The sequence below is a fragment of the uncultured Alloprevotella sp. genome, from assembly GCF_963536905.1.
Classification (GTDB): domain Bacteria; phylum Bacteroidota; class Bacteroidia; order Bacteroidales; family Bacteroidaceae; genus Alloprevotella.
Map to the genome: position 1 here is coordinate 24,423 of NZ_CAUTBW010000006.1, position 14,149 is coordinate 38,571.

Consider the following 14,149-nt stretch of genomic DNA (forward strand, 5'->3'; position numbering starts at 1 on the left):
ATAAATTACAAATATATTTCTACACTGATTTCTTTTAAAGAAATCAGTGTAGTTTCTTTATTCTCATCCTTTTAATATAGACACAATGGAACGCAATATTATACTGACGAATCTTGGCTTTGAAGCTCTTACGGAAATGCAGGAAAAAGCTTATGAAACAATCAAGAGTGGGAAAAACACAACATTACTTTCTCCAACAGGAACAGGTAAGACTCTTGCTTATCTTTTGCCAATCGTAGGAAAAATTAAGGTCGAGCAGAACGTATTGCAGGTGGTTATCATTCTTCCTTCGAGAGAACTAGCCTTACAGTCTAATGAAGTTTTCCAGCGGATGAAGTTGAAGGAAATTAGAAGTATTTGTTTATATGGTGGTCGTCCTACAATAAACGAACATCGGCAGATTAGAGAGATAAAACCTCAGTTAATTTTTGCCACCCCAGGACGTCTGCTAGATCATATCGAGAAGGATAATATCTTTACAGGTGCAGTCCATACCCTTATTATTGACGAGTTCGATAAATGCTTAGAGCTAGGCTTTCAAGAAGACATGGATAAAATTATTAGAAAGCTGCCACATATCAAACAACGCATTTTCACTTCTGCAACAAACATAGAAGAGATTCCAGACTTTGCATTTCCGGAAAAAAGAGCGAAAGAGTCAACGATTTTAAATTATTTGACAACTACAGAAAATTCTGAGGCAAAAAGCGAACTATATGCTATTAAAAGTCCGTCAAAGGACAAGCTTGAAACATTAGGACGCCTCTTAAGCTCTTTTAGAGGTGAACCATCAATTGTGTTTGTTGCGTATCGTGAGAGTGTTGCTCGTATTCTTGCATACTTAAAAGAAAACAAAATCTCCTGTGTAGATTATCATGGAGGGCAAGAACAGGAGGTTAGGGAACGTAATCTTTACAGATTTCGTGCTGGAAGTGTGAATGTCTTAGTTGCAACTGATTTAGCTGCTAGAGGTTTAGATATTCCTGAAGTGCGCCACGTTGTACAATACCATTTGACAAACAAGGAAGAGGAATTTATCCATCGTTCTGGACGAACCGCTCGCTGGGACAATACAGGAAGTAACTATTTACTTATTGGTCCTGAGGAAAATATCCCTGATTATATAAAGGAGTATAAGAACTTAGATGTTTCAGATACTACAATAAAGGCATACGCGCCTTTGTGGAGCTCACTTTATATTGGTCGCGGAAAAAAAGATAAACTCTCAAAGGGAGACATCCTAGGATTTCTCTGCAAAAAGGGTAACTTGAAATCAACAGAAATAGGGCGAATTGATATTACATCACATCAGTCCTATGTAGCAGTAAAGAGAAATAAGGTCAAACAACTTCTGCAGATGATTTCTGGAGAGAAAATAAAAGGAATGAAGACACTCATTGAGCCAATGAAGCATTAAGCTTATAAATTCCAAGATTGTGTATAAATAGAGAAGGCCGAACTAGCTTATAAAGCTGAAGAGTATTTTTTATGATTAGAAGATTGCAGTGATAACCACACCTTTGTAGGACGGGACTATTGTTATATCTGCATTCTTTAGAGGCTTTGTAAAGGCATAGCTTGCACCAACTCCGATTGCTGCCCCTGCAGCTACATCCCACCAATCATGCTTCCCCGAATTGATTCTGCCCCAAGCCACATAACTAGAAATTATAAAAGCAGGAAGTCCCCACTTCCATCCATAACGTCGCTGAACATATTCAGCACCAGTAAAGGCTATAAGCGTATGAGTAGACGGGAAGGAGTGTTGTCCTGTATGATCGGGACGCGCTTTTCTTACAGAAAGTTCTAAGGCATAGTTTGTAGCTATCGCTGTACCCGTTGAGAAAGCTAATTGCTTGAGGCCTGTATAATCTTTCTTAATTAGTGCAGTTGTTATGCCTGCAACAACAGGAGTCGAGAAAAGGAAATCCGTAGATTTCCTTACTCGGCTCTTAGTTTGTGACATTAACATTGCAGGACAAGCCAACAATAATAGTGTTGCTATTACTCTCATTTACGCAGTGTCTTTACTGCAGCTTTTATTAAGTCCGTAGTTGTTGTATCCGAATCATACACTGAATACCAACCTTGTGGCTCGTGAGGAGGATCACAAAGAAAGTCATCGCCTGCTTTCCAACGACTCCCGTTTAAGCGTCCTTTACCGCCCCAGCCCCAAAAGTTGCAACCCACAATATTTCCATTATTTTCTTTACTCTGTATAATTTGCTGGAAAATGAAGTTATAGAAATTATCACGAGCAGATACAGTTGCTTCTGCGGAATATAAGGCATGATCACGTGGATATCCAAATTCTTCGATGACAATAGGTTTTGCTGCTTTATCTGCAATTCGCGAGTTGCTAGCAATATAATCTTTTGCTTTCAAATAAACATTAGGAAGCGCTTCTGTCAGTCTATCGTTAGAAGTCCAATTCCAGTTTTTCGGCCAAATGTGTATTGTCATGTAATCCACATTCTTATCCATCACGGAGCGTTCACACACTTCTTCATTATTTTCACACCCCACAATACCTTCACTTCCCAAAGATACAAGATGATTCTTATCCAATGATTTAATCAGTTTCGTAGTCGTTGCCAAGAACTTAATCATATTGTCGCATTCCTTTGTAGAGAAGGGGCGTGGCTCATTAGCAATTTGCCATGCCATAATGGTAGGATCTTCTATATACTTGCGACCTGTATATTTATTCGTACGAGGAATAACTGTCTTTATGTAATCAAAGAAAAGCTTCTGAGCCTTCGGATCACTATTCATATTTGCAGCATAATTGCAGTAAGCCTCAAATCCGCCAGGACCTTCTGCAGAAGGAGAATCTCCATGACCTGTCTCACGCAAGTAGAAGCCATAACCACCACTCCAATCCCATGAATTTGTAAGATAAAGTACGGCAACCATATTGCGCTTTTCCATTTCAGCAAGTAAATAGTCAAGTCCATCAAAAAGAGCTTCATCATATACCCCAGGTGCTGACTGAAGAACAGGGCTTACAGAGTTTGCAAACTTACTGCCTCGTTCTGCACCTACAAGTATTCTGAGATTATCAACGCCCATAGATCTCAGAGAATCCAACTCATAAACTAAACGCTCGCGGTTGCCACCTTCTCCCTTGGAGCCAAGGATTGGACCATACCAGAAATTAGCCCCGACATAGAAATAGGGAGCCCCATCTTTCATCAGCCTGTTTCCTTCAACAGTGATGTACTTTCCTGTAATTGCATGAGCACAACAGGTAAAAAGCACAAAGAGTGCTGTTAGTAATCGTTTCATAATTATTTATTGAAAAGGTTGAGTTTATCAGATTTAGCAGTCTTGAAATCAGCATCTTGAATAGTTTTAACTTTATACTTATTACGTAGTATTTCTTGCTGTTTATAGTTCTCGGAAATATAGCCGTCTGCAGTAGCTGGATTCGATAACTTCGACATAGCTATAACCATTTGTGACGCATCCTTCACCCATATTACAGGGCCATCATAATTGGGAGCTATTTTCAAGGCTGTGTGTAAGCGACTTGTTGTAGCTCCACCCAAAAGAACAGGAACTTCTATCCCTCGTTCCTTCATGACCACTACCGTATTTGTCATTTCATCCAAACTAGGAGTTATAAGGCCACTTAGTCCAACTACATCAGCTCCCACCTCAAGGGCTTTTTCTGCAATGTCTTCAGGAGCAACCATCACTCCCATATCTTCTATGGCGTAGTTATTACATGAGAGTACGGCACCCACGATATTTTTTCCTATATCGTGGACATCGCCTTTCACCGTAGCCATCAACACTTTTCCAGCACTGCTTCCATTTTTTTTCTCAGCTTCGATATGGGGCTGTAGAATACTAACAGCTTTCTTCATCGTCCGCGCTGTTTTAACAACTTGCGGAAGAAACATCTTTCCGGCACCAAAAAGATCCCCAACCTCATTCATGCCGTCCATCAGAGGACCTTCAATAATATCAACAGCATGGGCGTATTCACCAAGAGCTTCTGTCAGATCTTCTTCTAAATTACTGTCTATTCCTTTTCGCAAAGAATAAGAAAGTCGTTTCTCTAAGGGGAAATCTCTCCATAGCTCTGTTTTCTGACTGTATTCAACTTTATTTTTCTGCTGATTTGTCATTTGCTGCGCAAGACTTATCAGTTCTTCCGAAGCATCGCGAGTGTTAAGGATAACAGCCTCTATAACTTCGAGCAAGTCTTTCGGAATATCAGAATACGTAATGGTAGAAGAAGGATTTACAATCCCCATATCCAATCCATTCTGAATGGCATGATAGAGGAATACAGCATGCATGGCCTCACGCAAGTAGTTATTACCTCGGAAAGAGAAGGATAGATTGCTGATACCACCGCTGACATGCGCACCTGGTAAATTCTCGCGAATCCAAGCCGTTGCACGAATAAAATCTATACCATAAGAATCATGTTCAGGAATTCCTGTACAGATACTTAAAACGTTGGGGTCAAAGATTATATCATTGGGATTAAAATGTAACTGCTGAGTAAGAAGATCATAGGCACGTTTACAAATTTCTATCTTGCGTTCGAAACTTGTTGCTTGCCCTGTCTCATCAAAAGCCATTACCACAACTGCAGCTCCATACTTTTGTATATCGCGTGCATGAGAAAGAAACGTCTCTTCTCCTTCTTTCAAGGAAATACTATTCACAATAGATTTTCCCTGTACACATTTGAGTGCTGCAACTATAACGTCCCATTTCGAAGAATCTATCATGAAAGGCACACGGGCAACATCTGGTTCAGAAGCAAGAAGATTTAGGAAATGTACCATTTCTTCTTTTGTTTCTAACAAGCCGTCATCAAAATTTATATCAATAATCTGTGCTCCATCTTCCACTTGTTTTCGTGCAATGCCAATGGCTTCATCATATTTTTTTTCTGAAACAAGCCGTAAAAACTTACGCGAACCAGCCACATTACAGCGTTCTCCAATATTTGTAAAATTTCTCGCTGGTCTAATCTCACAAGATTCTAAACCAGAGAGCCACAGACAAGAAGGAACAGCTACAGGTCGATGGGGAGTACGACCTTCTAGCAATTTTGGATACTCTGCAATAAACTTGTCAGTAGTTCCACAACATCCACCTACGATATTTATCAGATTTTCATCTAGAAATTCTGCAACTTCGGAAGCCATGTGCTCGGGTGTTTCATCGTATTCCCCTAAAGAATTGGGCAATCCTGCATTGGGATACACAGAGATGTAGTAGGGGGCCCTTGCCGCGAGATTTTCAAGGAATGGCTTCATATCTTTTGCACCAAAAGAGCAGTTCAACCCCACAGAGAAGATAGGCATCGTACTGAAGGATGCCAAAAAGGCCTCGAGTGTCTGCCCAGAAAGGGTGCGCCCACCTTTGTCCGCAACTGTAACGCTGAGCATGATAGGAACTTCTCGTCCCTTCGTACTCATCGCTGCTTGCGCTGCAACTACCGCTGCTTTTGCATTTAATGTATCAAAGACTGTCTCAATGAGAATGGCGTCGACACCTCCTTCAAGTAAAGCCTCGATTTGCTCTTGATAGGCTATCGCCAGTTCATCAAAATGTAAAGTTCTGAGCGCTGGGTCATTAACATCTGGACTCAGAGAGCAAGTCTTATTGGTCGGACCAACAGAACCTGCAACGAAGCGTGGCTTTTCGGGAGTTGCATAATTATCTGCACATGTGCGTGCCAATTGTGCTGCAGCAAAATTTATTTCTTTTACCAACGATTCACAATGATAGTCGGCCAAGGAAATACTTTGACTGTTAAACGTACAAGTCTCTATGATGTCTGCACCAGCCTCTAGATAACGTGTATGGATTTCTCGTATCACTTCGGGACGACTAAGCACTAATAAATCATTATTGCCACGCTGCTGTCCAGGTAAGTGCGCAAATCGTTCACCACGAAAGTCTGTTTCAGACAATCCGTATTTTTGAATCATGGTACCTAAAGCACCATCTAAAATAAGTATTCTATCTTTTACAGCTTCTTTAAGCCCCATATCTATGTCCCTTTAAAACTCTATCCATTTCCCTACGTCCTTCTTTCTCTTTCAACGTTTCGCGCTTGTCGTATTCCTTCTTACCACGACAAAGGCCTATTACTAATTTGGCACGACCATTGTCATCGATAAATAGGCGTAAGGGAACTATCGTTTGTCCAGGCGATTTTGTTTCTTCTGCCAAATTTCTGATTTCCTTCTTATTAAGAAGGAGTTTACGATCACGACGTATTTCGTGACGATTAAAAGAGCCAAAACTATATTCAGCAATGTACATATTTTTGACCCAAATTTCATTATTGCTAATAAAGCAAAACGTATCAACAAGACCTGCTTTTCCCGCACGGATACTCTTAATTTCTGTGCCAGTTAAGACAATCCCCGCAGTATATTGATCTATAATAAAATAATCGTGTTCTGCTCGCTTATTTTTTATATTTATCCTCGATGAAACAATTTTTTTTCCTGCCATTTCTTTATTTTATGATAGTAACAAAGTTTGCGAGGTGTTCGTCTACATAATAAGCCACTCCATCAACATAGGATTCTTCATTTTCCACAAATTCGTCATCTAAGTCATCATAGTGTGGAAATTGTTCAAAAAGAGCCATGAATTCTTCATCACTACATTCGCGTGTGAGTTCCTCCACATCTTGCTCAAAGAACTTTCGACCCTTGTAAACCAACTTTGAGAGATCGTGGAGTCCCCAAAGTCGCAAAGCCTTAGCAAAGGGATTGAGAAAGATAAAAGGACCATATCCATTATGAATCAACTGTACAAAACCACCATCCATGACTTCTTCGTGTAAGATCTTAAAGCCATAGAGAGTTATTTGATCTGCATTTAATTGCGCCATCGTCTCTGCAGTAAGTTCATTATTCACTGAAGCGCAAATGGCATCAATTACCAATGCGAGAAACTCATCAGATCCTTTGCTAGCTGCTTCACGCAAAGCAGCATCTGTAACTGTTACCTCATTCATATTAGTGCAAATATACAAATTTAGGATGAATGTGGTAATATTACTATCTTTTTTCGACAATAGTACAATGTTCCCTACTTAATTTTCTAGTCACTAACATATTATAAATGAGACTTATAATACTACAATGGAGACGATAAAAAATACAATACTCGGATTTGAAAATATCTTTATTGTATCAGCTGACACAATAAAGATATTCCAGAATGGAATAAGGATATTTTTAGGCCTCAATATACTAGTTATTTCATAACCAAAAAGTACGATAAAACCTCCAAGCTCCTCTATCTATTAATCTTAAATAACAACTTAGCAAAAATAGGGAGGGATACAGTTTTAGATTGCGAGTCTTGATAGCGCTACTTTGCTGCTTTTCTCCAGCTTTTTCTAATTCTCGGGAGAGAATTAACTCCTTAGCAGCAAGAGCTCTTCGCTCAGAACTTGTCAAAGGAAGTGAACTAACAGCAAAGAGAGCTGGTTGAAGTAGGGGATAAGTAGTGCCCAGTGAAGGGCCTGTTAAACTATCTGGATGCTGATGAATACGATGATATGACTTCTTCAGCCAAGTTGTTTTCAGCCCTTTCTTGAGCAGACGTACGCCCAGTTCCCAGTCATTCCATTTTGGGAGCTTTTCGTTCCATTCTCCTGCACTGATTAAAGCCGATTTGCGAAGAAGCATACTTTGAGTAGAAAGCATACCCGTTAAAATTTGATCGCGTACACGATCCGAAAAACTTGTATATCTCACTTTCGCTACACCTGTAGGGAAAATCATTAGTGTAGGAGCAGCAACGATATCATTATTATGTAGATAGGGGAGAGCATCATCTAAAAAATCAGCAGAAATTTCGTCGTCATCATCAAAGAAATAGACAAAATCTCCATGAGCTGCATGAAGCCCGCAATTACGAGCCTTACAAGCTCCAATTGTGGGCTCAGTAAGAAGTATTGTAGCCACATCTTTTTCTACCATTTTTTGAAGGAAGTGCTCTACAAACTCTCGAGATTTATCCTCTGAAGCGTTGTCTACAAAGATTAGTTCAATCGGTCGATATTTAATGCGACGAAAGGATGCTAAGCTCCGTTGAATATATCTTTCTCGGTTTCTAAAAGGAACAATTATCGATATTAGCGGATTAGAGATGCCCATATTGTATGTAATGGATACCTTGAATCATATCTTCAAAAAACTTCATGCGTTGCTGCAGTGGAAGTTTGTCGTATTGCATGGCTTTTTTGAGGCATCGTAAGCGGGCACTCCATGGGCCGTAAATGATACAAAGGACTGCTCCTTTAGAGCGTCGAACAGCTGCGTTTATTAAGAAATGTTTTCCTGTTGTATCCGCATTTGTTTCAACAATCACTTCTGGTAAAAATATGATTTTCAAACCTTTTTTATATGCTGAGTGAAGGAAAACTTCTTCTTCTCCACAAGCTAAATACTGTGAACCAAGCCCAAAACGTTCATCAAAAACAGGCAGATTTTGACTCCTACGAAAAGCTATTTCCCAAGAACTAAAGAAAGAGCCTTTTGGACGTTTTGCATAAATAAAAGGTTGTTCTGCATAATGCTTTATCTCTTTACCTTCTGCATCCACAGCCTTAAAACATATAATATCTGCTTTTGGATATGTTCTAAATTTCTTAATGATATTTTGCAGATTCTCTGCCTTATATTTTGTGTCATCATCAGAAAGGAGAAGAATATCGCCTTGAGCATTCTTGAGAGCATTATTACGATTGGCTGCTAAGCCGCGCCCTTCTAGTGTGATCACACGAACATCGGGGCGATTGAGTTCTTCAGGCAAACCAATACTAACAGTACCAGTTTGTTGCCATGATACTAAATAGCGAACGTTCTCTATCTGAGGTAATAAGATGTTAGGCACACGACGTACACCTTCATTTATCGTGCAAATCAATAATTCTAAAATCATAAGAAAAATCCCCTTTATTCACTTTTTCGCATATAGGCAATTCCCTCTAACAAGTGTCGGAAGAATGGATTAAAATGGCACATACGCTTTCTTGCAGAGCGCCAAGCAAATTGCAGACTTTTAATCCATGCTTTATACCCGTATTTATAGTAGAGTATAGCACCGTAGCTACGTTGAACGCCTGCATCGACATATATCATAGACTTTTTGAGCAGGGTAGAAGTTTCCACAATTTTAATGGGGAAATACTTCATTTTGAAACCAGCCTTTACAGCATCTTCCATCCATATTTCTTCTTCGCCACATGTAAGAAATTTTGTACCTAAACCAAAACGTTCGTCAAAGCGTATTTTGCCTTGAACAGCCTCTCTGCGGCAAACCATCTCAATAGCTGAAATAATATAATCTTTAGGCATTGCGGTAAGGGATTGCTCATTATCTGGATAAGATTTAAGCAACTTACCTGTATAGGTACTGGCTCTAAAGAATGCTATATCTAAATTTGTTTCTTTCTTGAATATTTCGAAGATAGTATTAAAAGTATCTTCCGTAAAATGAGTATCATCGTCCGCATACATGAAAAATTCTGCTGTAGATTTTTCCATTGCCAAATTTCTATTAGCAGATAATCCTTGCCCATTATATTTATACAATGTAACATCTTCTCGCTGGGAAAGAGACTCAGGTATTAAGTCTAGGTAACGTTCATCTGTATACTGATAAGATACAATATAATGGACATCTGAGCGAGGAGGAAGCATAACTTCATCAACGCGAACAATACCTTTGTTAAGGGAACAAATCAGAACATCTATGGACATGGTCAGAGATTTTTTAATCGTTGTAATTATTTATCATTTGAGAAATATACATTGCTTCGTCATCTGTCAATACAGGGCTGATTGGGAGACTAACTTCTTGATTCGCAATATTTTCAGATTCCTTAAATGTCAAAGAGTTGTAGAAAGAAAATGACTTCTGCTTATGAACAGGTATGGGATAATGGCACAAAGTTTCTATTCCTTTTTCTATAAGATAAGTTTGAAACTTCTTTCTATTATCTACCAAAACAGGAAAAATGTGATAAACGCTATCCTCATCTGCATATTGAGGTAAGACAACAAAAGGGTTTTTAATATAGGACTTATATATATGCGCTATATGGCGGCGATGTTGGTTATCTTCGTCAAGCTTTTTTAATTTAAGTAAAAGGACCGCAGCTTGTATCTCGTCTAAGCGACTATTAACTCCTTGAATGACATGTTTATATTTTTCTTTAGATCCATAATTAGCATACATTCTTACTAGTTCTGCCAAATAAGAATTATTTGTGACCACAGCACCACCATCACCTAAAGCACCTAAATTTTTGCCTGGATAAAAGCTAAAAGCTGCAGCGTCACCTGCCGCCCCAATTCTCTTTCCCGAGAAAAATCGCCCCCCATGGGCTTGAGCTGCATCTTCAATTATTTGCAATCCATTATCTACTGATATTTTTCTCAGGCTTTCAACATCACAAGAATTTCCATACAGATGGACAGGTAAAAGAGCTCGGGTTTTTTTTGTAACTTTTGACGAAAGTAATTCTGGAGTAATTGTATAATGGAAAGAAGAGACATCAGAGAATACAGGAGTAAGATTCGCACGTACAATGGCTTGTGCACTGGCAATAAACGTCATGGCTGGGACTATAACCTCTGCTCCATCTTCCCAATGATAAAGATCTTTCATCGATTGCAAAATCAATGTCAATGCATCTAAACCATTTCCTACACCAATACAATGCTGAACACCAATAAAATTGGCAAAAGCATCTTCAAAAGCAGATAGTTTTGTTCCATTCAAATACCAGCCAGAGTTTACTACATCTTCTATGACAGAGGATAAATCTGGCTGAAATTTTTGTGATATTTTCTGTATGTCTAAGAAGTTAATCATTTAGGTTTATCTCATATTTGTCGTAACAAATTCCCCTACCACCAAAGCCTTCTTTCTGAAAAAGTAGACCTTCATTTAGATAGTGTCCATCTTGTTCCGTAGAAATTCCAAAATCAACATATCTGAAACCTTCTTTCTGTGAAATCTGAATTAAATGATAGAAAAGAAAATCAAGAGCCCCTTTGTCTCGGCCTTCTTCTGAAGCCGCAATATACTGAATATGATTGACATTTTTTGTCTTATATTGAACACAGCCTGCGACAACATTATCTGCTTCCCGAACTAGAGCCAACTGTATATTTTGAGGAAAATGTTGTACAAGTAAAAGTATCTCCTCCAAAGAATGTACTGGTAGTGTGTTATGATATGAAAGAAGAACCTTCTCTAAAATAGTCCAAAATTCGGAATAATAGGATAGGGGAGCATTCAGCATTAACTCTAAAGATGATTGTTGTGCCATTTTAACTTTCCGCTTCCGTAACTTACTAAAAGAAAGAGGATTTCTCAAATCAACTACAGAAGACAAACCACGTGATAGTAGTTTTGCTCCAAAACGAAAAAGCCAATACAGCTCCTCCTCGCATGGATAATTATGATAAATATATGGAATTGTTTTAAGATGCAGTAAATCAGCACCTAGATGCTTATAATATCTTCGAATTTCTTCCCACATTTTTCCTATATCAATAGCAGTGGCTTCATAAGAGAGAAGAAGAGAACCATAGGTTAAACCTCCATGAGATACAACAAGTTTTTCAGATTCAACATAATTTGCAGGAAATAAAGCAATAGGAATATTTTTTGCATTCCTAATGAACAGAGAAGAATCAGAGAAGCGGTCTTTATGATAATCCATATAATCACGTAGAAATAAGAAAGTACCATTTTTAGAACCTTCTACAAATTGATCCCAAAGATCTTTATCTGTGGATTTATATGGACTAATCTTCATTATTTTTTAATAATCTCTGAAAAAGAATCCCAGTCATTAATATAACCTGTTTCATCGTACGCCTCTGAGGCAAAGCAAATGCAGACGCAATCAGAACTGAATTTTTCTAACTTGCACCAAACAAAAGGACAAATAAGTAAACCTTTATTCGGACTGTCCAACTTATATTCTTTAGAACCATCTTTATCTATTAAAGTAATATTAAGCGAACCTTTCACAGCAACTAGAACTTCAGAGCATGTTCTATGAGCATGTAAACCACGAACTTGTCCTTCTGGTACGTTATAAATCCAAAATACTCGTTGAACATTAAACGGCAGAACAGATTCTACATTGTCAATAATCGCCAAGTTACCTCGGCTATCAGTTATCGTTGGAATAGTTATATATTCGTGTGTGAAATCCTTGCAAAGATGGGAGGGCATATTCTTCTATTTCTATCGCAAATATACTAAAATCTATGATATAATGAGTCTTTCTTGATAAAACAAGTACTAAAGGCGATAGATTCTCATACTTATCGTTTAAATTAAACATAATGACAATTATGAAGATATGGATATCTAAATGACGACTGCAATATTTACATTGCTAGACATGCTTGTCATTATATATCATTTGTCAGAAGTTGAAATGAACATTAACAGCACATTGTTCGCAGTAAATAATAAAAAATTTGACACAAGGATTTTAACACAAGTTACTTTCTAGACTGCGAAAAATATCCTTATAGCACTAGAAAATACGATAAGGATATTTGCGAACGCTATAAGGATGTCAGCTGACAGGCTTATTGTATTTTTATAGCATTTACTTTCTTTAGTTAAACGGCGTATACATGGACATATAACTGCAGAAAGTATTTTCGAATACATTTAAAAATACGATAAGAGCCAAGCTCGTGGCCTAGCTCTCATCGTATTTTGGGGATTTCTTCCAGCGAAGAAAATAATTATTATATTTTACAGAATGCCTTGTGCTATAATAGCATGGGCAACTTTCATGAAACCTGCTATGTTTGCACCGCGAACATAGTTTATATAACCATCTTCTTGTTTGCCATACTGCAAGCACTGAGCATGCACATCTGTCATAATTTGGTTTAGATGCTTGTCTACTTCTTCAGCAGTCCAATATAAATGCATAGCATTCTGAGTCATTTCCAAACCAGAAGTAGCAACACCTCCAGAGTTCACGGCCTTACCTGGAGCAAATGGAGTTTTTTGTTCGATGAAGTAATCGATAGCTTCTGTGGTACAACCCATATTGCTAACCTCTGCAACGCATTTTACGCCATTTGCAACCAATTGTTTTGCATCATTTTCGTTCAATTCGTTTTGAGTAGCACATGGCATCGCTATATCAACTTTTACTTCCCACGGCTTCTTACCTGCAAAGAATGCTGCTTTAGGATATTTTTCAGCATAAGGAGCAACAATGTCATTACCACTGGCACGAAGTTCAAGCATATATTCAATTTTCTCGCCACTTATACCGTCTGGATCGTAAACATATCCATCTGGCCCACTAATAGTTACGACCTTAGCACCAAGTTCTGTTGCTTTCTTCGCTGCCCCCCAAGCTACATTTCCAAAACCACTGATAGCAATAGTTTTATCTTTCACTTCCATACCATAATCGGCCAACATTTGCTTCAAGAAATAGCAAGCGCCATATCCCGTTGCTTCTGGACGGAGGATTGACCCACCAAACTCTTGGCCTTTTCCGGTAAAAGTACCAGTATGCTCGTGCGTGAGTTTCTTGTACATTCCAAACATATAGCCTACCTCACGGCCACCTACACCAATATCACCTGCAGGAACATCCATGTCTGGACCTAGGATCTTGTAGGCTTCTAGCATGAAGCTTTGGCAGAAGCGCATAATCTCTGAATCAGATTTTCCACGTGGTGAGAAATCTGCTCCACCTTTGGCACCTCCCATTGGCAATGTCGTCAGCGCATTCTTAAAAGTTTGTTCAAAGCCCAAGAACTTCAGGATAGAAAGATTAACAGATGGATGAAAACGTACTCCTCCCTTGTACGGGCCAATAGCATTATTGAATTGAACGCGATAACCTAAGTTTACATGTACCTCTCCTGAATCATCAGTCCAAGGAACGCGGAATGTCAGAATTCTGTCAGGTTCAACCAAGCGCTCGATAAGTTTCACGCGCTCAAACTCAGGATGCTGATTGTAAACATCTTCAATAGAAAGTAATACTTCCTTTACTGCCTGGAGATATTCTTTTTCTCCAGGATGCTTAGCCTCTAGGGCTTGCATAATTACTTCGGTTTTCATAATTATAAAAGTGGTT

At 38.6% G+C, this 14,149-nt stretch carries 13 protein-coding genes; 1 reads left to right on the forward strand and 12 read right to left on the reverse strand.

From position 1 onward, the window contains the following. The first annotated feature begins 85 nt into the window (after positions 1-85). On the forward strand, positions 86-1,417 hold the full coding sequence (locus ABLA33_RS01865) for a DEAD/DEAH box helicase (RefSeq protein WP_347719021.1): 1,332 nt from the start codon (positions 86-88) through the stop codon (positions 1,415-1,417). Between the two features lie 75 nt (positions 1,418-1,492). Here ABLA33_RS01865 and ABLA33_RS01870 read toward each other — a convergent pair whose 3' ends face one another. From ABLA33_RS01870 to gdhA, 12 genes are all read right to left on the reverse strand, one after another. Continuing rightward, the gene (locus ABLA33_RS01870) at positions 1,493-2,014 is read right to left on the reverse strand and encodes a phosphatase PAP2 family protein (protein ID WP_347719022.1); all 522 of its coding nucleotides are present in this window, start codon (positions 2,012-2,014) and stop codon (positions 1,493-1,495) included. Continuing rightward, complete coding sequence (locus ABLA33_RS01875) at positions 2,011-3,288, reverse strand: beta-mannosidase (RefSeq protein ID WP_347719023.1); 1,278 nt, start codon at positions 3,286-3,288, stop codon at positions 2,011-2,013. The genes ABLA33_RS01870 and ABLA33_RS01875 overlap by 4 nt, the downstream gene beginning before the upstream one ends. A gap of 2 nt (positions 3,289-3,290) precedes the next feature. Continuing rightward, on the reverse strand, positions 3,291-6,023 hold the full coding sequence (gene metH, locus ABLA33_RS01880) for a methionine synthase (RefSeq protein ID WP_347719024.1): 2,733 nt from the start codon (positions 6,021-6,023) through the stop codon (positions 3,291-3,293). Next, positions 6,013-6,495 carry an SsrA-binding protein SmpB gene (gene smpB, locus ABLA33_RS01885; RefSeq protein ID WP_311489943.1) on the reverse strand — a complete coding sequence of 161 codons (483 nt, stop codon included), beginning with the start codon at positions 6,493-6,495 and terminating at the stop codon, positions 6,013-6,015. Before smpB ends, metH begins: the two co-directional genes overlap by 11 nt. 4 nt (positions 6,496-6,499) lie before the next feature. Beyond that, positions 6,500-7,006, reverse strand: coding sequence for a DMP19 family protein (locus ABLA33_RS01890; RefSeq protein WP_347719025.1), 507 nt, complete (start codon positions 7,004-7,006; stop codon positions 6,500-6,502). Positions 7,007-7,253: 247 nt separating this feature from the next. Further along, the gene (locus ABLA33_RS01895; RefSeq protein WP_347719026.1) at positions 7,254-8,156 is read right to left on the reverse strand and encodes a glycosyltransferase family A protein; all 903 of its coding nucleotides are present in this window, start codon (positions 8,154-8,156) and stop codon (positions 7,254-7,256) included. Further along, entirely contained in the window at positions 8,143-8,943 is an 801-nt protein-coding gene (locus tag ABLA33_RS01900) for a glycosyltransferase (protein ID WP_311489940.1), read from the reverse strand. The genes ABLA33_RS01895 and ABLA33_RS01900 overlap by 14 nt, the downstream gene beginning before the upstream one ends. 14 nt (positions 8,944-8,957) lie before the next feature. Beyond that, a complete protein-coding gene (locus ABLA33_RS01905; protein WP_347719027.1) occupies positions 8,958-9,764 on the reverse strand; it encodes a glycosyltransferase family A protein in 807 nt (268 codons plus the stop codon). A 13-nt stretch (positions 9,765-9,777) separates the two neighbouring features. Beyond that, on the reverse strand, positions 9,778-10,881 hold the full coding sequence (locus ABLA33_RS01910) for a DegT/DnrJ/EryC1/StrS family aminotransferase (protein ID WP_347719028.1): 1,104 nt from the start codon (positions 10,879-10,881) through the stop codon (positions 9,778-9,780). Continuing rightward, positions 10,874-11,833 (reverse strand): GNAT family N-acetyltransferase, encoded by a 960-nt coding sequence (locus ABLA33_RS01915; protein ID WP_347719029.1) that lies wholly within the window; start codon positions 11,831-11,833, stop codon positions 10,874-10,876. Before ABLA33_RS01915 ends, ABLA33_RS01910 begins: the two co-directional genes overlap by 8 nt. Then, positions 11,833-12,258, reverse strand: a complete 426-nt coding sequence (locus ABLA33_RS01920; protein ID WP_311489936.1) for an FdtA/QdtA family cupin domain-containing protein — start codon at positions 12,256-12,258, stop codon at positions 11,833-11,835. Before ABLA33_RS01920 ends, ABLA33_RS01915 begins: the two co-directional genes overlap by 1 nt. A gap of 537 nt (positions 12,259-12,795) precedes the next feature. Next, on the reverse strand, positions 12,796-14,133 hold the full coding sequence (gdhA, locus tag ABLA33_RS01925) for an NADP-specific glutamate dehydrogenase (protein WP_311489935.1): 1,338 nt from the start codon (positions 14,131-14,133) through the stop codon (positions 12,796-12,798). Between the last annotated feature and the right edge of the window lie 16 nt (positions 14,134-14,149).

Bases quoted from the DNA above. Each gene is read 5' to 3' on its own strand.
- smpB (WP_311489943.1), bottom strand. From the start codon at position 6,495: ATGGCAGGAAAAAAAATTGTTTCATCGAGGATAAATATAAAAAATAAG.
- ABLA33_RS01900 (WP_311489940.1), bottom strand. From the start codon at position 8,943: ATGATTTTAGAATTATTGATTTGCACGATAAATGAAGGTGTACGTCGT.
- ABLA33_RS01890 (WP_347719025.1), bottom strand. From the start codon at position 7,006: ATGAATGAGGTAACAGTTACAGATGCTGCTTTGCGTGAAGCAGCTAGC.
- ABLA33_RS01895 (WP_347719026.1), bottom strand. From the start codon at position 8,156: ATGGGCATCTCTAATCCGCTAATATCGATAATTGTTCCTTTTAGAAAC.
- ABLA33_RS01920 (WP_311489936.1), bottom strand. From the start codon at position 12,258: ATGCCCTCCCATCTTTGCAAGGATTTCACACACGAATATATAACTATT.
- ABLA33_RS01915 (WP_347719029.1), bottom strand. From the start codon at position 11,833: ATGAAGATTAGTCCATATAAATCCACAGATAAAGATCTTTGGGATCAA.
- ABLA33_RS01905 (WP_347719027.1), bottom strand. From the start codon at position 9,764: ATGTCCATAGATGTTCTGATTTGTTCCCTTAACAAAGGTATTGTTCGC.
- ABLA33_RS01870 (WP_347719022.1), bottom strand. From the start codon at position 2,014: ATGAGAGTAATAGCAACACTATTATTGTTGGCTTGTCCTGCAATGTTA.
- metH (WP_347719024.1), bottom strand. From the start codon at position 6,023: ATGGGGCTTAAAGAAGCTGTAAAAGATAGAATACTTATTTTAGATGGT.
- ABLA33_RS01910 (WP_347719028.1), bottom strand. From the start codon at position 10,881: ATGATTAACTTCTTAGACATACAGAAAATATCACAAAAATTTCAGCCA.
- gdhA (WP_311489935.1), bottom strand. From the start codon at position 14,133: ATGAAAACCGAAGTAATTATGCAAGCCCTAGAGGCTAAGCATCCTGGA.
- ABLA33_RS01875 (WP_347719023.1), bottom strand. From the start codon at position 3,288: ATGAAACGATTACTAACAGCACTCTTTGTGCTTTTTACCTGTTGTGCT.
- ABLA33_RS01865 (WP_347719021.1), top strand. From the start codon at position 86: ATGGAACGCAATATTATACTGACGAATCTTGGCTTTGAAGCTCTTACG.